A 26,506-nucleotide genomic window follows, 5' to 3' on the forward strand; every position below is an offset into this window, starting at 1 on the left:
TTCGATTATTTTGAATTCCTGCGCAATTCACTTAAATACTCCGGTGTAATTTCGAGATAGGAAGCTATCATGTATTGGGGTACCCGTTGCATGAAGTCCGGGAATGTTCTGGCAAAGCTGGTGTACCGCTCTTTACTTCTCATTTGAAGGAAGATATCGCTTTTCCGAAGACTGGCAATCAACATGTTCTCGGTAATAATTCGGAACAATCGTTCTAGTTTGGGATATTTTAAGTACAGTTTTTCCAAGGTCTCCTTTGATAGGTAAAGAACCGTTGTTTCTTCCAGAGCCTGTAGATATTGTGTGGAAGGAGCTTCCCTTATGAAACTTTCCATATGGGTTACCCACCAGTTGTCTATAGCGAATTGTGTGATTTTCTCGTTTCCCTTTTGATCAACATAGTACAAGCGGACCACTCCTTTAAGAATAAAATAGTAGTATTTACAAATCGTGTTTTCCTTTAGGAGAAGTTCTTTTTTTTGAAAAACCTTTGCCTTGAGTTCAGAATAGATACCATCTATTTCCTCATTGCTAAATTCCACGTATCTGGCAAAATACGTTTTGATTTGTTCTTTCATGGCATGGGAAATCTTTTATATAACATCCATTGCTATCCAAATACTGACACTAAGTGAAATAGCGGACTTTTTTGCTAAAACACCTCATGCGTGAGTTCCATATTTACTTTTGCTCCCGCTACATTTCCTTTGTAAACGGCATTGGCCACGGAGCGAAAAGCTGTGGTATTGTCACCACAGGCGAAAACACCTTCTACGGTCGTTTTTTGAAAATCATCAACTATTATATACCCTTGTTCGTCCAATTTGCATCCCAAAGTGGTCGGGATATTGGAATGTTGTTCAAAGAGAGGCCTTGCATAAATGGTGTCAAAATCTATTTTTGTATGATCCTGGAAAACTACATTTTTCACATTACCATTTTGATGATCTATTTCAACTATTTTAGATTCTACAATGGGAATATTGTGTTGTTCAAACTTGGCCTGTTGCTCATCCGTAAACTGGGCTTTGCCCGAAGTTAAAATGGTCAAATCCTTAGTTAAATTGTGAATTAAGGGCACCATGTGGATTGCAGTATCCCCATTGGCAAGGATAGCTGTTTTTTGATTGCGGTGCTCGTAACCATGACAATACGGACAATGGATTACCGAAATCCCCCAACATTCCGAAAACCCTTTGATGTTGGGCATGATGTCCCTTACTCCGGTTGCAAAGATCAGTTTTTTCCCTCCAAAAGTTTTTTCGGATTCGGTCTTTATCTCAAAACCATACGGGGTCTTTTTTCCATTTATTGCAATATCCTTTTGGAACCTTACCGTTTCGTATTTCTCTACCTGATTTTTGGCGAGTGTAGAAATTCCCTTTGGGGTATTTCCATCCTGCGTTAGAAAGTTGTGGGAATGTGGGGTCTGAGCATTGCAGGGCTTTCCACTATCGATGACCAATGTATTTTTTAGGGAGCGTCCCAAGGTCATTGCTGCCGAAAGGCCTGCATAACTTCCCCCAATGATGATTACATCATAAATCGTGCTATCTGCCATTTTGTTGTATTTTGAACAGACGAATACTCTGTCCCAGAGTACTGTTGTACTATTAATTTTTTTGGTAAAGTTAATCGCATTTTTTTGTTATTGCAACATAGTCGCATTAAGAATATGAATCGTAGAAGCACACCGACAAAAGAGGCCGTCCTTAAGCTGCTTAAGGAAAGTGGTAAAGCGATGAGCCAGGACGCTATTGCCGCTGAAATTAAAATTGATATCAATCGGGCAGCGATTTATCGGGTTTTAAATCGTTTTTGCGAGGATGGGGTCGTACATAAAATAGTGGCGGAGGATAGCAAGCAATACTTTGCCGTTTGCGAGAAATGTGATAGCAAAAGCACTTTGACGATTATTTTCACTTTCGTTGTAGGCGTTGCAAAAAACAGAATGTTTGCATGAGTCTGTTCACTCCAATGCTCCCAAAAGGGTATATCGCTGAAAGCATGAATTGTTTACTAACCAGAATCTGTAGCAAATGCTCCTTACGAGTTTCAACTTTTTTAGTTGTCCAAACCATAGTTAGAATATGCTGATCTATGAATCGCAGTTATAGGGCTAAATAGTGTCCCCAAGTGCTTTTTGCACGGTACGATGCGTTTTTTCATAACTATGTTTTAAAAGTGTCTTTGCATCCATGGTTTCCCAATACCCTTTATTGAACAGTTCTACGGAAAATCCACCCCTAAAACCGGCGTCGTATAGTTTGGGGATAACGGCATCAAAAGGACAGACCCCTTCTCCGGGCAATACCCGATCCGAATCCTTTAACTGATCATAGGCGGGTGTAGCCGGATAATCGTTCATATGTATTACAGGTAATTTCCCCCCATTAAGAATGTCTACGGTGTCCCAGTCGTTCCCGCCCCGATAGACATGATAAAAATCCAATAAAATTGTCGCTTTGGGGTGTCCGGTGGCAATCGCGATTTGAGCGCAATCGGCTACCTTGTTAAGGGCTCCCATACCCCAAAGTTCCATAATGGGGGTAACTCCAGTTTCATCTCCCAACTGTAGGATGGCGGCATAACGCTCGGCATAAGCATCGTATTTGGTTCTATCCAAGGAGGTTATCCCCTGTACCGGAGCGGCGATATAAGTACCGCCCAGACCTGCGGTAATCTGCATTTCCTCACGTAGTTGATCTATCGCCTTTTTTCGTTCCTCGGCATCGTCACTACACCATTTTGAAAATCCAATGATATTCTCCAGAACAAGGCCGCGGGTCTGTAACTTATTCTTTAGGTCGGTCGTGTTGCCCCCATTTTCCAAATAAGTCTTTATATTACGCATCCATAATTCTATCCCATCAAAACCCGCATCGGCCACGAGGTCTATTTGTACATCCACATCCAGCTCGTAATGCAAAAGGGTAGAGGTGTTTAAGCTAATTCGAAAGGGCAATTTCTTCTTTTCCCTTGGGCCAGAAGCGGTTAGCATGTCCTTGGAATTGGATGTAAAGGCATAACCGCCTATTGCGGCAAGAGAGCCTGTGAGGCCAGTGGTAATAGCCTTTCTCCTTGAAATTTTGTGTTTCATTAAGTATGGTTTTATCTGATGTCTAAAGATATGGATTGGAATGCCAATCATTCATAAGCTTCATGCCCGAAAAGATACAAAAAAGCCGGTGTCTGTAATTCTTTTTGTGTGATACTCTATCGGGTATTTCAGTTTTGATTTGGAAGTATCTTGGGTTGATGCATGCTTATACAGTGTAATCCACCTCCCCCTAAGTTAACGGCCAGTGCATCTAACATGATCACTTTTTTTTCTGGAAATACGGTTTGTAGTATTCTTTTGGCTTCGGCATCCTGCATTTTGATTTTCTCGGGCAAGCCTTCCCGCCAATATTTTTGCCCAAGGATTATAGTATTGGTAGTGATAAAATTGAGATAGCTGGCCGGGGCTACCACGGTAATGGTTTCTCCATCGGGAAATTGGCTACCGTCATGATAGTCCAAGGTTTTGATATAATCATATACATAATCCCCAGGCCCCATTGTGGTCAAAATGGTTTGCGGTAAGGGCAGTCGTGCTATTTTCAATGGATTTCCATCTTGATCGGTACTGTTGGAAAGGATCGTGAAGTTTTCTTCCAAACGCCTATAATTTTCCTGGGCAATGGGATCTTCCAATTCAGTACTGTCAACACTGGCCAAAAGAAGGGTAGAATCGTTTACAAAACGGGCAAACTCATCCACATGGCCGTTGGTCGTAACCACGGTATATGCTTTTTTGGTATCAGCAGTCGATAGGGGTCCTAAGAAGGTATGGCTGTCCTCCAAAAGTCCCTCTTTTAGCCATATTACTTTTTGTGCTCCGAGTAATCTTTGATATTCCGCTTCCATGGTAGCTTTTGACATCCCCGGGTTACGTCCCCGTTCCACGGCCTCGGTAACTACCAAAGTTCCCTTTCCGTTGAGCTCACGATTACCGCCTTCGCTGATCATGGTACTTGAAATGATAGGGAGATCCAATAATTCAGCCACCTTTTCATCATACTTCTCTTCGATCCGGGAGCTTTGGTCTAGGGTGTCCGAATACCCCCAAGAATTAAAATTAAAGTCGGCAATGGCATATTGTCCATTTTCTATTTCTACAAAGACAGGCCCCATGTCCCGGGCCCATAGCTCCACCGAGGGAATCACACGAAAAACAAGATTCTCCAGATTGGGATATTTTTCGCTTAATTTGGATTTTGCCTCTTTAAGAACTCCATCATCCGCACAACTTATCACAATCTTTAGGTCGCTGATCAGGGCATCGATAATGGCCAAGGTTACTTTTTCAACAGATTCCCCTTCCTTATGGTCGGTGGTTGGCCAAATAAGCCAGAGCGCATCGATAGTTTCAAATTCGCCCATTTGCCGGGTAACCTTCAATGACTCCGGTTTTTTGTTCGAAGGTGGATTACACCCTAAAAGTAGTAAGACCGGAATGAGTATGAATAGTATAGAGATTTTCATTTTTGAGCTTAACGATACATGATGAAGTAGTTGTTATACCTCCATCGAATCAAATAACTGGAGATGGCATAAAAGCCAGCCATCTCTTACCGAGGTTTCAAGATAGCTTTTTAAGTTGTATTTCCCCAACCATACTTTAAAATCAACAAGGGCGTAGGCCCTATTCCATTAGCCTACAGATACCGCTCTTTGATGATGTTGAGGTGTCTCAATTCATGGCCGGCAATATGATAGGCAAATGCCCTTACCGTTCTTTCATTGATTATACTACCGTCCGTATCGATTCCAGAACCTTTCCTCATAAAACTGTCCTTGGGCAAATGTTTAAAAAGTGCGATCGTACCTTTCCGTACGGCTTCATACTCTTCAAAGATGCTGTCCAGACTTCTTCCGTTGGCCTCCGAAAATATTGTGTAATCATCTTGTTCAAAGCCGGGCAAAGGGGTAGTGTCATTCCGAGCAAAGCGCATGGCCCTACAGGAAAAGATGCGTTCATCATCGATGTTATGTACTAAAATCTCTTTAATGGTCCATTTACCTTCGGCATATCGATACTTCAATTTTTTCTCGGGAAGACTGTAAATGAATCGCTTTACTTCCAAAAAATTCTCCCATAATTGATCTAGAATGTTTTTTTGGTCATCCAACAAATCCATATAAATGGACGAATACGAGGGATATTCGGAGGGATTTGGCTTTTGTAATGTTTCCATGTGTATAATTTAGGTGAGTCCTGATAACTTTAACCCCGATTCCTTGCACGTTCTACTCAGCGTTGTTACGAGTTGTTCTTTACTAGATACAAATTAAGTAGCAATACTACAAAAAATGTAGCAATTAATCAAAATCTTCTAGCTATTATTTTAGCGAAAGTAATTTAAGTAATACAAGGTACCGGCGATTTAAACCAAACTCAAATCACCGGTACTATTCACTTTCCGGCCTTTAAGATTCTTATTCCCGTATCGGAATCATATTGGAGGTATCAACCGGAAAACTATCGTACTTGTTATACAATTGTAAGTATTTTTCAGGGTCTATAGGGACCTCGTTCAATGTTTCGTAAAGGCCCCTAAAAAAGCCTTCCCGTTTTTGTGATGGGTTGAAAATCAAGGTCAGTTTTACCATTTCATCAGTATCATTCCTAAATCCATGGGGCGTAAATCTGGGCACGTATACCACTGTCCCTGGTCTGGCCTCATATACTCTATCGGCTGCTTCTATGGTCAAAACACCCTGGTTCACCACAAAGGTCTCATCCATAAATCTGTGATAGTGCAATTTTGCACCGATACACATAGGGGGAAGTGAAATCTCGTAAACTCCCAATTGGTCATTGGACATTTCACTGGTCACCTTAAAGGTTATTGCAATGGTATTGAGTTCCAGGGTTTCCCCTTCGTCAGGCACTATTATGGATGCGTTGTCCTCCAATTGGTCTACAAAATAATTCGCTTTAGTTGCTTTCATGTTTTTGTTTTATAAATGATTGATCGATGCTCTGTTGAGCCAAATATTTGTTCTGTTCCAATACCCCGTTATCACTGGTACCTTCCAGGGAAAATAATCCTCGGACCTTTATACCCATATGTCCCAAAATAGCTTTGAGATAAGGTTCTTGAAAATCATGGGATTCCATAAAAGTGCCTTTGTACCGGCCTCCTTTTACGGTTGCCAAATAGGCCGATTTATCCTCTAGCAAACCATAATAGCCCTTTTCATTGGTGTTGAATGTACGTCCAACTCGTACCACTTGATCGAAGTAGGCTTTGAGATTCGAGGGGATATTCAAATTGTACAAAGGGCTACTTATCAGGATATCATCTACGGATTTGAGCTCTTCGATCAATTCGTCCGATAAGGCAGTGGCTTGTTTGCTTTCAGGGGACATATGTTCCAAAGGTGTGTAAAACCCTTCAATGGTATTGTTTTGGATGTGGGGCAATTGCTGTTTTGCCAAATCCCTATAAATAACCGTTCCGCTTGAGTTTACAAGTTTCCATTTTTTTTCGAAGTAATCGGCCAAGTTTCTTGAATGTGACCCTACGATCCTTGAACTACAATCGATTCGCAATAATCGTTTCATACGTTTAAATTTTTGTAATTAGTTGTAAATAAAACAATTAAAAAAATTGAGAACGTATGTAACCACTACGTTCTCGCATTAGAAATTTTAAACATTACCTTTAATGAAGTAATCATTAAAATTTCTTAATGCTCGTTTCATCTATTGATATTTTAAATTCAATAGTATGACCAAAGAGCAGGAAGAAACGTGACGGATTTATCGAAAAAACGTTTTCAATTTATTGGGGTCGATGACGGCGTAGATATGCCGTATTTTGTTGTCTTCAAATTCAAAGACTTGACAATTGATCAAGGTTTCACCTTCGTAAAATAATAAGGCAGGTTGGTGGTTCACTTCGGATATTTCAATGGACAGTGATTTTTGATAGGTTTTGAACACATAGAGCAACAGGTTGGAAGTGGCCATTTTTCCCGTGGTCAATTCCCGTATCACCTTGATGTCCTCCCCTCCATCCGCACTTAGGGCCACATCCTCAGAAAGCATTTCTCCCAAATGTTTTACATCTCCGTTTTTAATGGCATGGATATAATTTTCCAAGTGAGGGGAGGGGGCGGCGGAATAGTTTTTTGGGCCGGATGTTTTATGTGCTCCCAATTTTAGCTTTCCCCTGCTCAACAGTTTTCTGGAGTTTTCAATGGAAATGCCAATGGTTTCGGCAATTTCCTTATGCGAATAATCAAAAGCTTCCTTAAGAATAAAAACAGCCCGTTCCCGGGTAGTTAATTTTTCGAATAGAACCAATAGGGAATAGGACAATATCTCTTCCCCGATAAGATTGTCGTCCGCTTTTTCCGTAGATATGGGTTCGGGAAGCCAAACCTTGTTGGCCGTAACTTTGGCTTTCCTGTTTTTGATATTTATAGATCGGTTTATCACGGATTGGGTCAAATAGCCTATTTCATTTTCAACATGTGCAGTATTGATGGATTGATACTTGACCAGTACATCCTGTATGGCATCTTTGGCATCCTCTACCGTGCCCAGAATATTATAGGCGTAGGGAAACAAGGTGTTTTGGTGATTTTTCAAATCGAAATTTTTAGTATTTCAATAGTGTGACAAGGTAGTCAATGAAAACGTGACATTTTGAAAGGAAAAATTGCTATTTACCTTTTACGTCTTACATGATATGGCCCTACCCTGATATTGCTACATTCCAATGAGAGATTTTCGAATTCGATTTGACTTTGGGAGTTTTTGCCACAAAAGGGGACTTCACCCGTCCCTAATAACAAACCACCAAAGCAATACAAATGAAAACAACAATGCCATACCTATTGTCAATTGTGGGTATCATGTCCTGGGGTCAGGATACCCGTTCAACCACAAAAAGCTCTAATGACGAACTTGCCCATAAAATAGACGCATTGATTAGCCCAATTTCCGATTCCAATAATTTCAGTGGCACTGTTCTGGTAAAACAAAATGGGGACATCATCTTATCAAAATCCTACGGGTATGCCGATAGGGAAAATCAAATCAAAAATACCAAGGCATCCCAATTTTTTATAGGATCTGTTTCCGCCATGTTTACCGCGGCCGCCATATTGCAACTTGTTGAGAAAGGAAAGATATTGGAGGATGATAAGCTCGCCAAGTTCATACCCGGATTTCCCAATGGAGATAAGATAACCATTCATCATTTACTTACGGAGAGGTCAGGTTTGCCTAGGTTTGTTTCCCAAGCCGATGGCACTTATGATAAAATGATCGAATCGGCCCATACGCTGGATGCGTTGGTGGATTACATAAAAATATTGGAACCCATAGCGGAACCTGGAGAAAAATATAGACATTCGGGATCCTCCTTTATACTCTTGGCCAAAGTGATTGAAATAGTCTCAGGAGAGTCTTTTGGATCGTATCTTAAGAATCATATTTTTTTGCCTTTGGGCATGACCCATACGGGACACTTTGCCTATGCAATGCAGTATGGGGACGTTCCAAATTTGGCCCTGGGTTATGAACAGCAAGGGGTTACCGAATTGGAGCGGGCCCGGTTAATACATTGGTCCACAAAAATCGGTCATGCCTCAATTTACTCCAATGCGGAGGACTTGGAAAAGTTTGCCCAGGCTATGATGCACAATACATTGTTGTCCGCCGATTCCTGGAAAAAAATGACCAATTCTTACTATGGCACAAGTTTGGGGTATGGAATATCCAATAAACCCCAGGGAAATCATGTAAGATATTACCGAAGTGGGGGATCTCCGGGCTTTTCCAGTTATTTTGCGGTCTATCCCGGGGAAGGTTTAATCGTGATTATGTTCTCTAACATTCATATCCATGTACCCTATTTTAACGTGCCCAAGATTGCCTCGATCGTTTTTGGGGAACCCTATGAGCAACTAAACTTGGTAAACCCTAGGTACGTGAATAATGACCTTGCCCAAAAATTGTTGGGAACCTTTCAGTTTGATGAAAACTTTTATAATCCCAATGGAACGGTAACCATAAGTTTCAAGGATGGAATGCTACTTTCCGATGGTGCTCCTATGATACCTGTTGTAGGTGACAATGGCCAAATCGTTAAGTTCATCAATCGGCAGTTTTGGTCACGGTTGGAATTTGTCCCGGATGGTACTGGACATTTTTCGAAATTGAAATTTGATGGGTTCATGGGGACAAAAAAGGCAATGTTGAAAAAGAACTAGTATCCCAATCCCTGAATCGGTCCCTATTGAATCACGGCTACTGATGTATTGAATCTATGACCGGCCAATTTGGAACTTCTTGATTTGATCAATGTTCTCATATTCTTTTTAGCAGTACGATTTTCTTATGCAAACCAAATTCAATTCCTCCTCCAATTTTAAACCCCCAAGCCCACGTATTGATTCTTGCTTTATAACCCACATAGTTCAAGGCGAACAGATTGTTGATTCCGGTCTCTCCGAACAAGCGGATGGTATTCGGAAGAAAATTGTTTTATGGTATAGGTTTTTCTTAAAGGTTTACTAAAGTCTTGTATAAACGTTTTGCCATTAGTACTTTTTTGGCCAAATGGTTTTAAATCTTACACAAACTACTAGCATTTCTTCGGTCGGCTTCTCCCCGCTCTCTTTTAAAAAGCTCTCAAAAAAGTCCCAGTGTGCTTTTCTCCATTTTTCAAGAGGTTGAATATCTGTTCCCATATCCATTTCTGCATACTCTTTGGAAATTTTATTGAATGGAATAGTGTCTACTCTCGTATTTTCAATTATCCCTTGTGCCCTGCCGTCAAAATCAGTAAATATTTGTTTTGCTCCTACTTTTGGTAAATCAACGTTATATTGTTTATACAAACTCAATAAACCTGAAGAAGCTTTCTTTTTACCTTTTAGTGTTAATTCCGCTAGTCGATTCGCATCTTTTCTATTGTTATGAAAAAAATCGGATTCCGGGATTTCTTGGTCTTTAAATCCAGGATTTGATTCCACATAGTTGTTCCACATTTCGTAAACGGATTTATCAATTCCGTTTTCGGTTTCGGCCATAGTTTGTGTTTCTATATCCGTTTCCTTTTCGTTTTGGATTTTCTGTTCATTTTTACAGCTTATAAAAATCAAAAACAGCACTATTGTCAGTTGTTTCATGGTTTCTTTTGGTGTTAATGCCAATGTTGGGCACTTTTCCAGATTTAAATCTGTTTAAATATAACGAAGTACGGGAGAACGTGGCCAAATTACTTTTGGTCTAATTAATAGCATACGTCATTCCATTATTTAACGGAAGCTATAGTATGGTTATCGTAGTTTTAGTTTTGAATGATGATTTTTTTGATCGAGCGAAATTAGTTGGCCACTTATAAAACAGGGTTGTTGGATCTCTGTAGTAAATGGTTGAAAAATAATGCGTTATAGGCTAATCTTGGTCGTTTAGAAATTGAATTGAATAATCTTCATACCAGAATTCGGCCCTCAGGAAGAGTTTTTCCCCAAATTCATTACATCGGTAGCTTTTTCTCCTTTCCGGAAAGATCAGACCCTTTTTCTCAATAACGGATATATTTTCTATTAAGACGTATGTTGGTTTGTGATAAACCATAGAGCTTACCAAAGCCCAATTGTTTTTGTCAAAATGATACCACCACTCGTCTTTGGTGGAATGATTTTGGTGTTTCTTTGGTTCATAGGTGGCTTTAATGGTGTGTACGGTGTCAGTGGTGTTTAGTAATTTTGGCCCTTCATAGGTGAGGACTGTACCTTCATCTAAAAGTTTAAAAGGCATTCCTACCACATATAGTGAGCTGTTGACAGCTGATTTTACCGCATCGCCTTGTTCGACAATGCTGTTATTTTTAAATTTTTGGGAAATGAGATCATTATGTACTATTAGAAAGCTGTCCCGGTCGACGACCCATGATATTTTTATGCTTTTATGAGGTCTTAGTACATAGTGGTGCCGTTGGGTTACTTCAGATTCAATTTGGCCATTTTTCAAAAGTAATCTTGTTTTTTTGGTATATTCCAAGGAGGCTATGTTTTTCCATTTTTCGATTGTTCCAGCCCAATTGATTGAGTTTTCTACGATTTCTAAAGCTGTGATTTTTTTTGGGTCCTCATCAATTTTTTCCTTTTCTTTTGAAAATTTACAAGAGATAAACAGACAACCTAAGATACACATGACAAGTACTGATTGCGTAGTTTTCTTTATGAAAAAGAAAAATAATGATAGCAACGAGTTAGTAATTGTATTTTTCATAAAGTAGTATAAAATCAATTATTTCATAATATGTCCCATCTTGTTTATATAGCCATAAAATACTGCTTTATAAACCCATAATAGGTATAAAACCAGCTAAAATCTATGTTTTAAGGTAAACCATAAAATTAGCGAAAGTGCTTTTTGTCCCCAGTAGCTAACATTCTAATAGACCACTGTATTTTTTTAGAGTTTGGGATTGGCACAACGGATTAAATCCATCACTAAGCGCAGCTATTATTTTTTAGAGCTGTTAAAGCCCTTAAGTAGCAATTCCATACCCCATTTTAAAAGTTCGAATGATTCATCATCACTTAAACCGCAAACATCTTTGGTAACGATAAGAGGTTCAATTCCCATTAGAATAGTAAGAAGGTTTGAAAGATCCCTTTTTTCTTTGGAGGTATAGTTTGTGTTCTCAAGTACCAATTGCAAAGTTTTTTTCCTTCTTGCTCCCCTTTTCTGGGTTGAAGTACCAGAATCCAAAACGGTACTCAAGTATTTTCGAAACAACTTTTCATGGTTTGTAGCCAAAATGTTGTAGTAGTCTTGAATTTCAAGGACCTTATCCTCAATGGTCTTGCCATGAAGATTTTCGAAAATTGTTACCGGACTTTTGGTGCTAACGTCGAGTGCGGCTTCCGCTGCCAATACATCTACATTCGAAAAGTATCTATAGATTGTTGCTCTGGAAACTCCGGTTCTTTTCGCAATATCCTCTAGATTAAACGCTAGCCCCTTGTTTAAAAAATATTGGGCACTGATCAGAATTTTCCCTCTAGTCTCAATTTTTTGGTTTGTCCTGCCTTTGTTGATGTAATTGTCTTTCATAAGACAAATATCTCACAAAGTTTGGATAAAGAAAAATTTACGCGTATGTTTGTGAGACAAATATCTCATAAGATGAATTCAACCAAAACAAAATGGGTACTCGGTCATAAGGTAACGCCCCATGAAACTACGGGCGATTATGACCTAATGGTAGCAGAAACGCCAGCTAGAGTGCAGGGCCCACCACCACATTTGCACAATTCTTTTAAGGAATCCTTCCTCATCATTGAAGGTGAAATGGAGTTTATGGTCAATGGCGAGACCATGATTGTAAAGGCCGGAGAATCTGTGGACGTTCCTCCCAAGACCTTGCACACATTTTCCAACAACAGCGATAGACCCTGCAAATGGGTAAATATCCATAGCCCCAAAGGATTTAGGGATTTTTTCGAACAAATAGGTATCCCGGAAAACGAGGAAGATGCCAGTGACAAATCGCTTGCTCCAGAAATCGTGAATAAAGTGATAACGACAGCGGTGGAGTTTGATATGATTATTAAGATTTAAGTTACAGCTCGCTATCACTGTTGTGCTATAGTTGTTTGATTAGGATTTCGCGCAGAAATCCGGACATTGCTAACAACTAACTGTTACTTCCAAAAGTTATAGAAGAAAAGAGTAACAAAAACCCTGGGATAATGGCTTCTAAAAAGAAGGCCAATAGGGAATCGGTACATACCATAATAGCGATAAAGCATACTATTTTCTCAATTTCGTGTTTCATGAAAAGTGTTCCGTTTTTGATTAAAATTGACAAAAAACCAAAAAAGACCCGTTTTTCGGGCCTTTAATCTTTGGTTGATGGTATTGGGCATTTACTTTTTCTTGTACTTTTCTAGGAATACTCCATACCCCTCATCTTTTGTTAGCGTAAGAATATCTCCCGAAATTTCAAAAGGAGTTTCCCATTTATTAATGTCCACATAATCGTCATTACTATAATCAAACTTAATTATCCCGTCAGATATATATTCCCAAGAACCGATGGCATCTTGAGCTTTGTAACATCCTACTTCTTCATCAAAATTATAGTGGTACGTGAAATTAAAAGTACTATCGTTCATAAATGTAAGCGAATCTTGACTATCACATTCATTGGCTTGTATTTCTCCCTCATCATCATGGACATACGCGATATACGTCCAAGTGCCTATTAGGTCTTCGTCTGTTGTTGGCTCACTTTCATCTTTATTGCACGAAGTAAAAAAGAATCCAGTGGTAAGAAATAAGAATAACATTGATTTTTTCATGATTTTAAATTTGGGGGTTTTTGTTTAAATATTTTATTACAAAACGTCCATACATAGAGAATATTGTCTATGAAACTATTTAGATTTTTTAAACTTATACTTCCCAAATAAGGAAGCCTTCAATACAGATGCGGTGAATAGGGAAAGAAGTATGTCATATATTGGATGTGTGGCAAGTTATATCAAAAAGGAAAAGTGCTTTAAGACCAAAAGGACATAAAGGACATACTAAGTATCTTTAGGAAGATTAGTCCATGGCCATTCATAGGATTCATTGTTGTAACCGGTTATGACACATCTGCGTAAACACGCCACCTTCAAGTTCTGTTTTCCGTTCGATTTTTAAGTCCTGATTTTTACAATACCAAAGTGTAAAAAAGCCCCTTTAAGGGGCTTATAATTAGCTGCTTGTATGAATGTTACTGGCGTTAACAAAAAATTTTTTATTCTTCGGTATCTTGATAAAATACTTCCTTTGAGTAGTCCGTTCCATCAATTGATAGTTGCAAGGTGAACGTATTGCTCTGTATGTTGGAAATTTTTAACCAAACAGATGAAGCAATTTGTCCCCTACCTTCAAGATTTTCGATTTTCATTATTCCAGAATTTTCGTCTTCCCAAGCCCAATCTCCAGATCCTACAAATTTGTTTTCTAATAAAATCATTTTTTGTTCATATTTGCCATCTGAATGGAAATAAATATCGGCGGTACCATTATTTGAATCAAACCACCATTTATCTAAAAGAGATGATTTGTCGGGATCATTATCATTGGAAGTACTATCATCTTTATCGCACGAAGTAAAAAAGAATCCAGTTGCAAGAAATAAGAATAAAATTGATTTTTTCATGATTTTTAATTTGGGGGTTTTGTTTAAATGATTTATTCCAAAACGACAATGAATAGAGAATATTGTCTATTTTTTATTTGGAACCTGTTTAATCAAAGAAACGGTGATTGAGAGTATATACGACACTGAAGATAAAATACCCCAAAACAATCCACTATTTACACAAGACTTTGTAGTCCTACTCTTTCTGTAACCTTCCCTAAAAAATGGAAAGGCTTCAAACTGAGTTGACCACAGTTCCGACTTGACAAAAAAAGCCTCGAGAAGAGGCTTATGAAGATTCAATATTTCAAAAAATATGGGCTTGAATAACGATTACCATTGTTTTAGCCAGTTATTCTTTAACCTCTAAATCTTCTCTTTTTATGACTTTACCCCCAATAACAACTTGCACTATAGCATCATAGGCTTCAATATCCATTAAAGGGTTTTTAGCCATCATAATGATATTTGCCTTTTTTCCGATAGCCAATGAACCAAGAGAAGCATCTAAATGAAAAGCTTTGGCATTATTAATTGTAGCGGATGCAAGTATTTTATGTAAAGGGACTCCTGCTTCTTTCATCAATTTAAGCTCCCAATTTCCATTATGACCGGGTTGATTGCCATAAGTTGGGGCAGATGGAGTATCCGAGCCAAATAGAATTAGGCCATTATGGTCGGAAAGGTACTTTAAAGCTAGCATGGCATGCGCTTGTACATTGCTATAGATTTTATGAACCTCTTCTACAGTAAGTTCACTAAAAATTTCTTTGGCGAACCATTGGGCCTCTTCCGTTTTATACCATTCCAGTAAATCTTTAGGGACCACCTTTTTTAAGCCAGGCTGATCAAGAAATTCAGTATCGACCAGTGCTTCCTCTCCTTCAATGACTGTTAAGGTGGGGGTATAGCCTATTTGTTTTTCAATTTGTAGATCCAATGTTCTTTTTATTTCTAATGGTAGAGAGTCCCTTGGTACATCTTTGTACTTTCCCCAATTCCATATGCCATGTGCTATAACGTCCACTCCTATGTCCACCAAAAAAGAATGGGCTTCAAGTGAATTGGCGTGAACTGTTAGGACAAGCCCATTGGAATGCGCTTCTGTAAGCAAATCTTTCATAATGTCTTTGGTTGGAACAGGTAACCCCATCATACGTCCAAAGCCTGATTCATAATACGATTTTACGGCGATGGCTCCGGAGTTTTTGATACGCCTGACAACGGCTTCGGGGGTATGATCGGCAGGGTCATAGGTATCCGGGATATTTTCTGCCTGACTGTCCATGTATATGAAATTTGGCACAGCATCAAACCGAAATTCTTCAGGTGTAAAATTCATTGGGTAACCATTTGCAACCGCGGCTCCTGAATATCCAACATGATATAAATCGGGTTTTATCTCTTGTTTGCTAAAAGAAGTAATAAGTTCTTCAGATATGCCCCCTAGATCAATAATTGAGGTAAAACCATAATACAAATAACTTCTTGGCATTTGGCTTTTAAACTCCGTGGCCAGTTCAGGGTATTTTTCTATATGATGAGGAAGCATTCCTTGCACTCCCGGAATATGAACATGGCTATCGATTAACCCTGGAATTATGAATTTTCCAGTACCATCGATCTGTTCAAATGTTCCGCTTATGCTTGGCTCGTCTTTGCTCACATAAACGATTTGATCTTTTTCAACCACTAAATGACCCATATAAGGGCTGTAAGTACCATCTTCTGTTGAGATTAGGGTAACATTCGATATGTATACACCTTCCGTAAGATTTAGTTGTTCTTTAGTGTCCTGACAAGAGCATAAAATTGTAACAAGGAGAATAGTCAGTAAATTTTTCATATATAATCTTCTTTAGTTTTTAACTGAATACGATTATATCCCCGGCTTGTTACAGAATTTATAAGTCTTAATTGTTCTTTGGGCGATTGAGCATAGTTTAACTTCATGGAAATCACAGGTATAATTGTGAATACTATTTTTTGCATTGGTCTTGTTGTTTTTCTATAAAGACGTGAATAGGATACCAATGGTTGCCTGTGTTTAGAATTTTGTTCGTTCACCAACGGTTTGGCTATATGCAGTATCCCGAAGAGTATTGCGTATAGGTTTTGTTGGGGCTAGTTTTTCTTTCTAATGATTTTTACAATTCGGTTAATTGTAATTTCCGATAAGTTCCATTCATAACCATTAAAATCTGTGGTATTGATGAATTGAACCACAACAGCATCTATATCTTTGTGGTACTCTGCAAGGCTCTGATAGCCAATTACCAGACCTCCATGATTGTATTCATAAGGATAAATTTCCTTTTCTCCCTCGTCAAATACCGAACCATCGTTTAAGGCTCGCAAGAATATACCCACATCCTCTGCTGTAGCCAACATCCCATATTCACGCGCTTTAAAATCTTCCTCATATCCCACATAATATCCACTCATAACATCATCTAAATCGACTTCAGTAATCGAAGAAAAGGTGTTTTTCAACTCTAGGGGAATTAATACTTTCTCTTTGATATACTGATTGTGGCTATACCCTAAAACATCATCCATAATCCTACGAAGCAATAAATAATTTGTGTTTGAATATTCATATCCTTTATTAGGTTTAAAACTGGCTGGTAGGTCTAGAGCAAAATCCAAGGCATTTTGGCCATTTTCCTGTTCGTTTTCCCAAAAAGCCGGATTATCCGTGAAATTGGGAATACCAGACCGGTGTTGAATCATCATCCTCAAGGTAATTTCTTCAGCATTTTCAATCCTACCTCTAAGTTCTGGAAGATAATCAGTGAGTGCTTTATCAAAAGACAAACGCTTTTCTTTGACCAATTTGGTAGCTGCTACAGCGGTATATAACTTGCTAATACTGGCAATTTTGAACAATGATTTTGGGTCGGCCGGTATTTTGTTCTGTCTATCTTTCCAGCCACCTGTGTAAAATGCAGGTGGTTTCCCTGCCTGATCTACGTAAACAATCATCCCATCAAATCCATGCCCAATGGCTTCATCTACTTGTTTTTGGACTGTTTCCGGTAGCGGCAAAATCCAAGCCTTTACCAAAATCCATGGCACAAAGAATAAGGAGGATATAGATGCAATTATGAACGCTATTCTCAGAATTTGTTTTACTTTTTTCATTGTCATAATTCAGGGCCGTAAATTTCTTAATTGCTCACAAAGGTTCCGTATATAGCTTCGTTGCGTGGGTGGCCGGTGAGCGTTGGGTTTGGTTGGTGTGCCTGCCTGCATGCCTGAGGCACGTAAACCGGCAGGCAGGATTTTCCAGAGAGCCAAGACGCGGGATGGAATCATTCTGTTTTGTTTTTTAACTTTTATTGAAGGTAGTAAATATTCTTTTGGATAGGAGTGCAACCATGGATCATAGCCATTGTTACCTGTTGGCATCATTTTTTAATCGATCTACTAGTTCCATTATTTTTTGTTTTCTCAATAGTAATTCACTTCCAGTAGTTCTTACTGTTAGTATCGTTGTTAAGTTGGGAAACGTCAATTTTCCGTTGCTTAGGGAATACATCCAAATCAAATCAATATAATTTAGTGCGATATTTAATTTTTCCAAAATTGAGGTTTTATTTACCTCGAAGCCTAATTTTTCAGCACTTCGTTTACTCAAAAAGTACGAGCTTCCTCTTATTACGGTAGTGCTTGATAAGTCACCACTTTCAATTTGAAGTATTATTTTAAGCAATGCGTCCAGATAATAATGAAGCATTCTATTTTTCCATTTGATGCCTGGTTTTATTTTCGACATTTCCATTAGATAATCAAATGATGACCCATTGTGTAAATCTATATGTCTCTTATTATTTCCAAACGAAACGACCATTGGCGAATAATAGGTATAAAAGTTAAGAAGTGTAAAAAGAGGTGTGATTAGAAGTTGAATAACCGGAACCATAATAAAAACTAAAAGCATCCACAATTTGGATTCACTCACGGCCGTAATCCAAAAAAATAATATGAATAGAAGAATTATTGCAAATGAAATCGAAATAAACCATTTATGGAATTCATTCAATTGATTAAATCGTTTCATCAGTTTTGCTTGCAGGTAAAGGTCTTGTATATGAAAAGTAGCATTTTTATTACATATACTTTTCCTAGAGGAATAAGATAATAAAAAAGCGCAACCCAATAGGATTGCGCAATGTCTGCTATTTTTTGTATATGGTGTTGTAGGTAGTTGTTTAACTTTCCTTAGTTGGTGGAATATTAAACATGTATCCAGCTATTTTCCATTCTCCCATTATGTGTTCGAAAAGCCAGAGTTCCCTATTATCTTCAGGAACGACAACTCCGGTTTCTCGAATTAATCGTGTACCCACAGATGTAGTTGTTGCATAAGCAAAATCTCCGTTCACTTGAATTTGATCTTCTTTAATATCAAATTCTAAGGTTAATTGCAGTAAGGAAAAAGCGTAATCGTAAAATCTAAAAATGGCCTCTTTTCCAAAATTAGTGGGAAAGTTGGCAGGAATCATGATGGCATCTTCCTTATATAGACTCGCTGCAAGTCCCGCATCTGCGGTGTTAGTTGATTTTTGATATTGTTGCAATATGTCAATAATTTGTTGTTTCTCTTGTGACATCATAATTAAATTAAATAGTTATCATAGTTGTGTTAATCCCCCGTCAACAGCTAGGTCTACCCCGGCTATAAAAGAAGAATCATCTGATGCTAGAAATAAAGCTGCTTTGGCGATTTCTTCAGCAGTGCCTATCCGTTTCATAGGATTCTCTGCGGCAAATCCCTGTTTAGCGGCTTCAATAGCTTCTTCCGGAATGCCAACCTTATACATGATTGGTGTGTCGATAGGGCCTGGTGAAATGCCATTGACACGAATTCCTTTGGGCAATAGATCACCTGAAAGTGTTCTGGCCAAACTTCTTGCCGCTGCCTTGGTCGCACCATAGACGCTCATGTTCGGTGATCCTATTAAACCTGCGGCAGAAGTGGTCAAGATGATTGAACCTCCTTTTTCCATCAAGGGTACTGCACTTTGAACATTAAAGAACAATCCTTTGAAGTTGGTATCGGATAATTCATCAAATTGTTCTTCTGTAACAACATCCATAGGTTCGAATTTTGCTATTCCAGCATTCAAATACAGCACATCAATTCTTCCATAATGTTCTTTAACCTGTTGGTAAAGTTTTTTAATATCATTTAGGTCAGTTGTGTCCGATGTGATTCCCAGTACACCTTCACCGATTTCTCTGGCTGCATTTTCTACAACTTCTTTTCTTCTTCCAGTGATTATTACTTTGGCGCCTTCTTTATAAAATAGTTTAGCGGTGGCTAAACCGATTCCACTGTTTCCACCGGTTATTAGGGCAATTCTGTTTTCTAATTTCATATGATTTATGGTTTGATTTTAAAACATTGTGTTGCTATGAGCCATTTTTTCAGGAATTTCCTGTATCACATCCCAATGCTCTACAATTTTGTCCTTATCAACCCTGAACAAATCGTAGATGGCAACTGGTTTTTCGTTCCATAACCCTTCGCATTGGGTAAGAACAAAATTCCCTTCACCTACGACTCTATGGATTTTGTGATTTTTTAGTCCGGATGCAGAGATGACTTCCTTGAGCGCTTCTGGTCCATCTTTTACCAAGGGATTATGTTGATGATAAAGCCCGTTGGATATGTAATGATTCATTTTTGCGAAGTCCTCCGGAATTAATACCTCCGAAACAAACCGCTCAACTAAGGCTTTGTTCTCTTCAGTTTTGCCCAAATCAGTAACTGCCGTCACCCCATCCACTTGACTTCTTCCACTTGCCGTTTCTGTGTGTTTGGGAATAATACAATCCCAATGTTCGGCCACTTTTCCGTTATCCATACGCCATAGGTCAAAAGCAATTACGGTATCTGCTCCAAAAACACTTGCGTTGTTATAGGTAGTATGCGTCAATAACAGGTTTCCGTCCTCAATTACCCGGTGCGTATCGTAACTAAAATTGGCCTCTTTGAGAATGGGCAGCAGCCCAATGACTGAATCCAATCCAGTCGGGACATTCGGGTTATGTTGTACGTAATCCCGCTTATAGAGTTTTCTCATTTGTTCTTCATCAAAATTTTGGAAAAGGGCATCCATGGCATGTACTAGGATTTTTTTTGAATCACTCATTGATTTTATTTAGAATATTTCAGTTTGTAAATACCTACTGGCCAAACCATATATTTATGCACGAGAGCAGCCATTAGGGCAATATTATATTGTAATAATAATTATTACAGTTTAAAGGTAAGCTGTATATTTGAAGCAAACAAAAAAATGGGGACATACAAAAAAGTGCGTTTATGAGAAAAGAAAACTCCACGAATTCAATCAATCAAAAGAAACTTGAGGACACCTGCGGCTTAACATATGCCATGATACTGACCAAAGGTAGATGGACAGTGAATATTTTGTGGCGTATCTACAATGGCGACACCCGGTATGGCATGATCAGGAAAGAGGTTGAAGGAATTTCAGAGAAGATGCTTACCCAGCGTTTAAGGGATTTGGAGAAAATGGGCCTGATTGTTCGTGAGGTTAAAACCGAATACCCTAGTCAAATAGAGTATCATTTGTCTCGCTCCGGAAAAGATTTTATACCCGTTATTTTAGCCCTTTGTAAGTGGGGAGATAAAGTGAGGCCATATACCAAAACCTTACTTTAGATTTATTGGAGGAGCTCAGTATGCTTATTTGTTGCCATCAAATTGGGATAAGATTAAAACCTTTCTTTGAACTCTTCCAAAGTAATTTTTGCAAGGTTTTTAAGAATAGCAGCATCCATATCTTCATATAGCTCATCCAATTTTGTTTTGATTTGGCTACCTACGGGACAATTGGAATTGCCCTCATTCTTAGAAAATTCTAGAATATGATTCCTTCCTTTTATGATTTTGAAGATCTCGGCAAGTAGAATTTCATCTGCTGATTTTGCGAGCTTAACGCCGCCATTCTTACCCTCTTTGCTTTCAATCAAGTTGTGGGTCTTGAGGTCAATGAGCTCTTTTCTGATCAATGCAGCATTTATATTTACACTTTTTGCCAAATGACCAGATGTTATCCATTCATCCGGATACTTCGCCAGAAAGGTCATTATATGTATCGCTATGGAAAATCTACTTTTTACCAACTGTAACAAAAATTACTACTCTACAATGATAGTCATTGTAGTTTAAGAGGTAAAATATCACTTGGAAAAATGTGCGTGGAAGCAATTACCGCCAACGGTCCCGGCGATGATTTGTTCTTGCCTCCGACGACTCCCAATACCTATCGGGATGAGAGGAAGGCATTGTTGAATGTAGTGCAGGGCCTATTCTTTTGATATTGAATTTAATTAAAAATATTAAGGGTAGGAGGGCAGCAGTGGATTATAGCCCTTTTAAGCGGTAGTTTTTATTTAGGAGTACCCTTTTTTTTAGTACTGAAAATATCCAACAGATAATATAAACCAGCCTTAATTAGAATATACATTTTTATTATGGAGTTCCATCCATTTGCTTGAATCGGCTAAGTCCGTCCAACCGTATTTTCGATATAGTTCATGAGCATCTCCAGTAAGTAAAATCCAACGTCTTAAACCTTGAAGTTCAGGGAAATTCATTATAGTTTCCATCAGCCATTTTGAAAGACCTTTTCCTCTATATTCCTCTAAAATGTACACATCTCCTAAATAAGCTATTGTCGAAAAATCTGTGATAATTCTTGCAAAACCAATTTGTTTGTTGGTCTCGTAAAGACCAAAACAGAAGGAATTTTCTATTGAAATTTCAACTTTTTCTTTCGGAATATGTAAACACCAATATGCTTTAGTCGATAAAAAATCATGAATGGTATCAATGTCTAATTTCGACTTATCCGTAGAAATGTAGAACTCGTTTTTTTGTAGTGATAGTTTTTTCATTGAAATCTTTGGTCAAAATTGCCGCTAACGGTCTGGGCTATAAATTCGACTCACCAGTGTGGAAATCAAACCGCCTTTATTTTCTTTTATTCTAAAGTAGGAATTTATTTAAACGGAGAAGTAAGGCAGGGATAAATTATAGCCAACTTAAGTTTGATTCTGATTAGATTGAGTTAATAAATCAGAAAGAACAAAAGAGAGGAATAAGGTCACTATAGCCATAGGAAGTAATGATTCCGTCAACATTGATGATCCCCTCTCTTTTCCATCAAAGAATTCGTTCAGTTCTGTGAGACCTAGATCTCGATTTTAAGTTGTTGAAGCTTAGATGGAGCGTCCTTTCCAAAACAATGTATTATGACTAAAGATAGCAAAATCCATGGCGTGGACATCAGTAAGGATGTGTTCGATGTTATAGGCCCCAATGGTCACCACCATCAGTTCGGTAATGCTCCCAAAGGTTTTGGGCAATACCTGAAGCTGTTGGGGGAAGAAGACCTGGTGGTCATGGAGGCTACGGGGTATTATCATTATCTATTGGCACAGTTTCTTTACGAATCCGGTATTAAGGTTTCCGTGGTAAATCCCTTATCGGTAAAGCGGTTCAGACAGATGAAACTGGCCAAGGTAAAGACCGATAAGAGCGATGCCATGGCCATACGTGACTATGGCCGTACCAATGAGGTCCCACGCTATGATGGAAAAGGGGCTGTACAAGCGGAGAGCTTACAATTATTGGCCCTAATGGACATTTATCTAAAACAGCGCACCCAGATAAAGAACAAGCTCCACGGGGAGAAGGTCCTGGGCATACCTTCAAAAGCGGTCCACGGTTCATTGAAACGCACATTAAAGGATCTGGACCGGGAGTTGGATTCACTCAACGAGCGATTACTTTCTTTGGTCAAAGAGACCCAGCAAGAACAATTGACCAATTTAAAGAGCATACCTGGTCTGGGTGACAGGACCGTTGCGCTGTTGATCGTTCTGACCGATGGCTTCACCAAGTTCGAGAATGCGGGCCAGCTGTGCAATTATGCGGGCATAACACCCACGATACGACGTTCGGGGAGCAGTGTCAGGGGCAGGAGCAGAATAAGCAAGGTGGGCAATAGAAAATTACGGAACCTATTGTTCTTATGCGCCTTCTCCGCCTGCAAGCACAACAAGGGATGTAGGGAAATCTATGAACGTATCACGGCAAAGGGGAAGAGCAAGAAACTGGCATTGATCGCGGTATCGAACAAATTATTGAAACAGGCCTTTGCAATTGCAAAATCGGGACTGCCCTATGATGAAAATTATATGTCCAGATTAAACTAAAAGGACTTGTTTTTTAACTCAGTTCTTTGTTACAGCACGTTTTTCTTTTTCAATAATCTTTTGGCCGCCTTGTAGCCTTCCCTAAAAATAGGACAGTTTAAAATTCGAAAATAGTAACTTTAAATTTTAACTGTCAGATGAAAAAAAGCAAGTTTACCGAGAGCCAGATTATCAAGGCACTCAAAGAGAACGAACAGGGCCGCAAGGTCGGGGACATATCCCGTGAGATGGGCATCGATACCAGCACCTTTTATTATTGGAGAAAGAAGTATGGTGGCATGGAAGTGGCCCATATGAAGCGCCTTAAAGAGCTTGAGGAGGAGAACCGCAAGCTTAAGCAGATGTACGCCGACGTAAGTCTGGACGTCCGCATGCTCAAGGACGTGCTGTCAAAAAAGTTCTAGGGCCTTCCGACAAGAAGCACCGCGCGAAATACCTACAAGAGGCCTATTCGGTAAGCGTATCACGTTCCTGTCAGGTTCTGGAACTTGCCCGTTCGATGTGGTACCACCACAACAGGAAGGATGACACGGAAGTTGTCGGAGCGTTATCCAGACTGGCGGAAGAACTGCCCACCAGGGGCTTTGAGGTGTATTACAAGCGGCTTCGTCGCGAAGGCCATAAATGGAACCGCAAACGGGTCTTGCGGGTATATAGGTCGATGAACCTGAAACTCAGGCGCAAACACAAGAAACGTTTGCCCGCAAGGACAAAGAACCCATTGGAGGCCCCGATGGATCTCAATGAGGTGTGGAGCATGGACTTTATGGCCGATGTGCTGTCCGATGGCAGGAAGATCAGGGTGTTCAATGTAATGGACGATTGCAACCGTGAGGTGCTTGCCATGGATGTGGGGCTGAACTACCCGGCAAAAAAAGTGGTGGAGACATTAAGCCATTTGGAGGAAGAAATGGGCCTTCCCAAAACGATCCGTTGCGATAACGGTCCGGAGTTCATTTCCAAGACCTTGGCCGATTGGTGCAAGAAGAAAAGAATCGAGCTCAGGTTCATCCAACCGGGAAAGCCCGTACAGAACGCATTTATGGAACGATTGAACCGACATTATCGCGAAGATGTACTCGATGCATATTGGTTCAATGACCTGCACCAGATAAGGACATTGACCAACGAATGGATGGAGAACTACAATACAAAGCACCCGCACTCGGCATTGGACGATATGCCACCAAGGGAATACAAAGACCGTTTCGGGGAAGAATTCTTCCCCGAAACCAACATAATTAATGAAAAATTATTGAATTTAGAGTTGTCCTAAAAAGGGTAAGGCTACAGCCTCTTTTGCTTCTTCAGTGAATTTGGAATTCGAGTCCGCAATTGCATTTAATCCTTTGATGGTCTCGTTTTTAAATTTTGATTCAAAGGAATTTATCAAATTTTCATTCAAAACCCTTTCTTTAGGGTTCTTTTTTTCGGGTAATAATGTGTCCATCTGCTCTTTGCTGACCACGAAGAACAGAATCATTAATCCTAGAAAAATCGGATTTATTCCAACTCCTGCAAATCCAACTTTATAAGTGGTTATGTAAAACTCCAAAAACCCCATTAATCCAATTGTGAGTGTCAATGCAAAGAACCAGAAGAAAATCTTTCTATTTGAAAAATAAAGTACTGTGGATAAGGTCAAGCAACCAATTCAGATATAATGTTCGGTTGTGAAAACTTTGTTGGACATAATAGTAATTCCAAAAGAAATCAGAACCAATATTATGGAAATGACCAATGGTAGTATGTTGATTTCAATTTTTTTCAAAAATGTGCTATATCATTTGTTAGCCTCTTGTTTTCAAAACGAAAAATCAGCTTGTTGTTAACGTATTTAAATCTATTTTTCTTTCCTTTCCTCTTAGTTCAATACTTCCCAAGGGAATCAACTTATATCCCTTAGTGTCAGAAATTAAATCAAAAGTCTCTTTGGAGATCAGGATATTTACACAATATTGATTGCATTGCTCTTGGATTCTGGCAGTGGTATTTAGTACATCTCCTGAATAAATGATATCCTTTTTAATGACACCAATTTCACCGGCCATAACAAGCCCACAATGAAGGCCTGCTTTGAATTCTGGGATGACCTGATATTTTTTTTCGTAAAAAGACCCTAGATCGGTTAGTTTTTTCTGGATCTGAGTAAAGCACCGAAGACAATTTGCATTTCGAATGCCCTTCTTAATTGGCCAGGAGATTACAATTTCATCTCCAACATATTGATATATTTCGCCCTCGTTGTTAAGAATTGGGTCGGTGATATCAGAAAACAGATCATTCAATAAATCAAAGTACATTTCATTACCAATTTTCTCAGCAATTGTAGTTGAAGAACGCATGTCCATAAACATGAAGATCCGCTGTTCTTTTTTTGGTCGGTGGTAGTTTCCGGTGAGGAATTTTAATAGTATTCCAGGTCCAAATTTGTCATTAACTTGTAACAGGAATAGGGTTGAAAGTGTAATAGCACCCCATAAAACAAAAGATGTTAGTAATATTGGGTCAAGCACTAGCCAAAGGCCTGTTTTTATTTGGTCAAAGGATAGTTCTCCAAGCCCATATTCTTCCAGCAAGTTTGCGAGTGTGCCTATTAGAGTAACTATAGCAAAAATCAAGATATAAGACCCTAGGGTTGTTAGCATGGCAAATCTGAAAGATTTCTTCCTGAACAATTGACTATTTACAGTGACAAGTAAAATCCCACCAAGTATTCCAGCAATTAGTCCAATCAATATGTTTGTTAGCAAATAGTTTTTTAAACTGAATAGAGGAGATGGACCAAGGGAATATGGAGAATTGATTAGTGAATAATTGAAGAAAAAGAAGAAAATGTTAATGCCAATGTAGCTAACCGTTATAACAGCTACTTTTTTTAGATCCATCTTGAATTGTCGCGATGATTTCATCTAGTTGAGGCTTACGGTCTTGTATATGAAAAGTAGCGAATTTTACACACTAATTTTCAAGTTTACCAACGACCTTACTTTATTCATTTTCTTTAGTTTAAGCAATTAAACAGCTATTTT

The 26,506-nt window shown here is 38.9% G+C and carries 31 protein-coding genes; 7 read left to right on the forward strand and 24 right to left on the reverse strand.

The window, feature by feature from the left end:
• Positions 1-5: 5 nt before the first annotated feature.
• Positions 6-578: a Crp/Fnr family transcriptional regulator gene (locus ACP2AF_RS11630; protein WP_425236325.1), complete on the reverse strand. Its 573-nt coding sequence runs from the start codon at positions 576-578 to the stop codon at positions 6-8.
• Positions 579-652: 74 nt separating this feature from the next.
• Positions 653-1,561: an NAD(P)/FAD-dependent oxidoreductase gene (locus ACP2AF_RS11635; protein ID WP_425236326.1), complete on the reverse strand. Its 909-nt coding sequence runs from the start codon at positions 1,559-1,561 to the stop codon at positions 653-655.
• Between the two features lie 114 nt (positions 1,562-1,675).
• On the opposite strand from ACP2AF_RS11635, the gene ACP2AF_RS11640 reads away from it, so the two are divergent.
• Positions 1,676-1,963, forward strand: coding sequence for a Fur family transcriptional regulator (locus ACP2AF_RS11640; protein WP_425236327.1), 288 nt, complete (start codon positions 1,676-1,678; stop codon positions 1,961-1,963).
• Positions 1,964-2,119: 156 nt separating this feature from the next.
• Here ACP2AF_RS11640 and ACP2AF_RS11645 read toward each other — a convergent pair whose 3' ends face one another.
• The 6 genes from ACP2AF_RS11645 to ACP2AF_RS11670 all read right to left on the reverse strand — a co-directional run bounded on the left by ACP2AF_RS11645 (position 2,120) and on the right by ACP2AF_RS11670 (position 7,645).
• Positions 2,120-3,100 (reverse strand): sugar phosphate isomerase/epimerase family protein, encoded by a 981-nt coding sequence (locus ACP2AF_RS11645; RefSeq protein WP_425236328.1) that lies wholly within the window; start codon positions 3,098-3,100, stop codon positions 2,120-2,122.
• Between the two features lie 128 nt (positions 3,101-3,228).
• Entirely contained in the window at positions 3,229-4,527 is a 1,299-nt protein-coding gene (locus ACP2AF_RS11650; RefSeq protein ID WP_425236329.1) for an agmatine deiminase family protein, read from the reverse strand.
• Between the two features lie 173 nt (positions 4,528-4,700).
• Positions 4,701-5,240, reverse strand: coding sequence for a DinB family protein (locus ACP2AF_RS11655; RefSeq protein ID WP_425236330.1), 540 nt, complete (start codon positions 5,238-5,240; stop codon positions 4,701-4,703).
• 241 nt (positions 5,241-5,481) lie between these two features.
• Positions 5,482-5,997 (reverse strand): cupin domain-containing protein, encoded by a 516-nt coding sequence (locus ACP2AF_RS11660; RefSeq protein WP_425236331.1) that lies wholly within the window; start codon positions 5,995-5,997, stop codon positions 5,482-5,484.
• On the reverse strand, positions 5,984-6,613 hold the full coding sequence (locus ACP2AF_RS11665; RefSeq protein ID WP_425236332.1) for an FMN-dependent NADH-azoreductase: 630 nt from the start codon (positions 6,611-6,613) through the stop codon (positions 5,984-5,986). The genes ACP2AF_RS11660 and ACP2AF_RS11665 overlap by 14 nt, the downstream gene beginning before the upstream one ends.
• Before the next feature lie 198 nt (positions 6,614-6,811).
• Positions 6,812-7,645: a sigma-70 family RNA polymerase sigma factor gene (locus tag ACP2AF_RS11670; RefSeq protein ID WP_425236333.1), complete on the reverse strand. Its 834-nt coding sequence runs from the start codon at positions 7,643-7,645 to the stop codon at positions 6,812-6,814.
• A gap of 224 nt (positions 7,646-7,869) precedes the next feature.
• Between ACP2AF_RS11670 and ACP2AF_RS11675 the strand changes: the two genes are divergently transcribed.
• Positions 7,870-9,273 carry a serine hydrolase domain-containing protein gene (locus tag ACP2AF_RS11675; protein WP_425236334.1) on the forward strand — a complete coding sequence of 468 codons (1,404 nt, stop codon included), beginning with the start codon at positions 7,870-7,872 and terminating at the stop codon, positions 9,271-9,273.
• Between the two features lie 330 nt (positions 9,274-9,603).
• Here the strand turns inward: ACP2AF_RS11675 and ACP2AF_RS11680 are convergent, their stop codons facing one another.
• From ACP2AF_RS11680 to ACP2AF_RS11690, 3 genes are all read right to left on the reverse strand, one after another.
• Positions 9,604-10,194, reverse strand: a complete 591-nt coding sequence (locus ACP2AF_RS11680) for an ASCH domain-containing protein (RefSeq protein WP_425236335.1) — start codon at positions 10,192-10,194, stop codon at positions 9,604-9,606.
• A 268-nt stretch (positions 10,195-10,462) separates the two neighbouring features.
• A complete protein-coding gene (locus tag ACP2AF_RS11685) occupies positions 10,463-11,041 on the reverse strand; it encodes a hypothetical protein (RefSeq protein ID WP_425236336.1) in 579 nt (192 codons plus the stop codon).
• Positions 11,042-11,539: 498 nt separating this feature from the next.
• The gene (locus ACP2AF_RS11690; RefSeq protein WP_425236337.1) at positions 11,540-12,133 is read right to left on the reverse strand and encodes a TetR/AcrR family transcriptional regulator; all 594 of its coding nucleotides are present in this window, start codon (positions 12,131-12,133) and stop codon (positions 11,540-11,542) included.
• Positions 12,134-12,205: 72 nt separating this feature from the next.
• Between ACP2AF_RS11690 and ACP2AF_RS11695 the strand changes: the two genes are divergently transcribed.
• On the forward strand, positions 12,206-12,640 hold the full coding sequence (locus ACP2AF_RS11695) for a cupin domain-containing protein (RefSeq protein WP_425236338.1): 435 nt from the start codon (positions 12,206-12,208) through the stop codon (positions 12,638-12,640).
• A 76-nt stretch (positions 12,641-12,716) separates the two neighbouring features.
• On the opposite strand, the gene ACP2AF_RS11700 is transcribed toward ACP2AF_RS11695, so the two are convergent.
• The 9 genes from ACP2AF_RS11700 to ACP2AF_RS11740 all read right to left on the reverse strand — a co-directional run bounded on the left by ACP2AF_RS11700 (position 12,717) and on the right by ACP2AF_RS11740 (position 20,377).
• Entirely contained in the window at positions 12,717-12,857 is a 141-nt protein-coding gene (locus tag ACP2AF_RS11700) for a hypothetical protein (RefSeq protein ID WP_425236339.1), read from the reverse strand.
• A gap of 91 nt (positions 12,858-12,948) precedes the next feature.
• On the reverse strand, positions 12,949-13,383 hold the full coding sequence (locus ACP2AF_RS11705) for a lipocalin family protein (protein ID WP_425236340.1): 435 nt from the start codon (positions 13,381-13,383) through the stop codon (positions 12,949-12,951).
• Between the two features lie 443 nt (positions 13,384-13,826).
• Entirely contained in the window at positions 13,827-14,234 is a 408-nt protein-coding gene (locus ACP2AF_RS11710; protein ID WP_425236341.1) for a hypothetical protein, read from the reverse strand.
• Between the two features lie 334 nt (positions 14,235-14,568).
• Positions 14,569-16,062 carry an amidohydrolase family protein gene (locus ACP2AF_RS11715; protein ID WP_425236342.1) on the reverse strand — a complete coding sequence of 498 codons (1,494 nt, stop codon included), beginning with the start codon at positions 16,060-16,062 and terminating at the stop codon, positions 14,569-14,571.
• 278 nt (positions 16,063-16,340) lie between these two features.
• Positions 16,341-17,366, reverse strand: a complete 1,026-nt coding sequence (locus ACP2AF_RS11720; protein WP_425236343.1) for a serine hydrolase domain-containing protein — start codon at positions 17,364-17,366, stop codon at positions 16,341-16,343.
• Positions 17,367-17,613: 247 nt separating this feature from the next.
• A complete protein-coding gene (locus ACP2AF_RS11725; RefSeq protein ID WP_425236344.1) occupies positions 17,614-18,279 on the reverse strand; it encodes a hypothetical protein in 666 nt (221 codons plus the stop codon).
• A 151-nt stretch (positions 18,280-18,430) separates the two neighbouring features.
• A complete protein-coding gene (locus ACP2AF_RS11730) occupies positions 18,431-18,832 on the reverse strand; it encodes a YybH family protein (RefSeq protein WP_425236345.1) in 402 nt (133 codons plus the stop codon).
• A 21-nt stretch (positions 18,833-18,853) separates the two neighbouring features.
• On the reverse strand, positions 18,854-19,600 hold the full coding sequence (locus ACP2AF_RS11735; RefSeq protein ID WP_425236346.1) for a glucose 1-dehydrogenase: 747 nt from the start codon (positions 19,598-19,600) through the stop codon (positions 18,854-18,856).
• A gap of 18 nt (positions 19,601-19,618) precedes the next feature.
• Entirely contained in the window at positions 19,619-20,377 is a 759-nt protein-coding gene (locus tag ACP2AF_RS11740) for a nuclear transport factor 2 family protein (protein ID WP_425236347.1), read from the reverse strand.
• A gap of 173 nt (positions 20,378-20,550) precedes the next feature.
• On the opposite strand from ACP2AF_RS11740, the gene ACP2AF_RS11745 reads away from it, so the two are divergent.
• Positions 20,551-20,913: a winged helix-turn-helix transcriptional regulator gene (locus tag ACP2AF_RS11745; protein WP_425236348.1), complete on the forward strand. Its 363-nt coding sequence runs from the start codon at positions 20,551-20,553 to the stop codon at positions 20,911-20,913.
• Between the two features lie 53 nt (positions 20,914-20,966).
• Here ACP2AF_RS11745 and ACP2AF_RS11750 read toward each other — a convergent pair whose 3' ends face one another.
• Entirely contained in the window at positions 20,967-21,386 is a 420-nt protein-coding gene (locus ACP2AF_RS11750; RefSeq protein ID WP_425236349.1) for an RrF2 family transcriptional regulator, read from the reverse strand.
• Between the two features lie 60 nt (positions 21,387-21,446).
• On the opposite strand from ACP2AF_RS11750, the gene ACP2AF_RS11755 reads away from it, so the two are divergent.
• Positions 21,447-21,572 carry a hypothetical protein gene (locus ACP2AF_RS11755; RefSeq protein WP_425236350.1) on the forward strand — a complete coding sequence of 42 codons (126 nt, stop codon included), beginning with the start codon at positions 21,447-21,449 and terminating at the stop codon, positions 21,570-21,572.
• Positions 21,573-21,704: 132 nt separating this feature from the next.
• On the opposite strand, the gene ACP2AF_RS11760 is transcribed toward ACP2AF_RS11755, so the two are convergent.
• A complete protein-coding gene (locus tag ACP2AF_RS11760; RefSeq protein ID WP_425236351.1) occupies positions 21,705-22,151 on the reverse strand; it encodes a GNAT family N-acetyltransferase in 447 nt (148 codons plus the stop codon).
• Between the two features lie 357 nt (positions 22,152-22,508).
• Here ACP2AF_RS11760 and ACP2AF_RS11765 point away from each other — a divergent pair, with 357 nt between their 5' ends.
• Positions 22,509-23,474, forward strand: coding sequence for an IS110 family transposase (locus tag ACP2AF_RS11765; protein WP_425236352.1), 966 nt, complete (start codon positions 22,509-22,511; stop codon positions 23,472-23,474).
• Between the two features lie 137 nt (positions 23,475-23,611).
• Positions 23,612-24,750 (forward strand): IS3 family transposase gene (locus ACP2AF_RS11770; RefSeq protein ID WP_425234704.1). Its coding sequence is split into 2 segments (ribosomal slippage): positions 23,612-23,873 and positions 23,873-24,750, totalling 1,140 coding nucleotides; the frame shifts between segments, so codons are not numbered across the junction.
• Here the strand turns inward: ACP2AF_RS11770 and ACP2AF_RS11775 are convergent.
• Together ACP2AF_RS11775 and ACP2AF_RS11780 are read right to left on the reverse strand one after the other, a co-directional pair.
• Positions 24,736-25,119 carry a hypothetical protein gene (locus ACP2AF_RS11775; protein ID WP_425236353.1) on the reverse strand — a complete coding sequence of 128 codons (384 nt, stop codon included), beginning with the start codon at positions 25,117-25,119 and terminating at the stop codon, positions 24,736-24,738. The genes ACP2AF_RS11770 and ACP2AF_RS11775 overlap by 15 nt on opposite strands.
• Before the next feature lie 172 nt (positions 25,120-25,291).
• Positions 25,292-26,386, reverse strand: coding sequence for an adenylate/guanylate cyclase domain-containing protein (locus ACP2AF_RS11780; RefSeq protein WP_425236354.1), 1,095 nt, complete (start codon positions 26,384-26,386; stop codon positions 25,292-25,294).
• Between the last annotated feature and the right edge of the window lie 120 nt (positions 26,387-26,506).

Source organism: Ulvibacterium sp., from assembly GCF_965248315.1.
Lineage (GTDB): Bacteria > Bacteroidota > Bacteroidia > Flavobacteriales > Flavobacteriaceae > Ulvibacterium.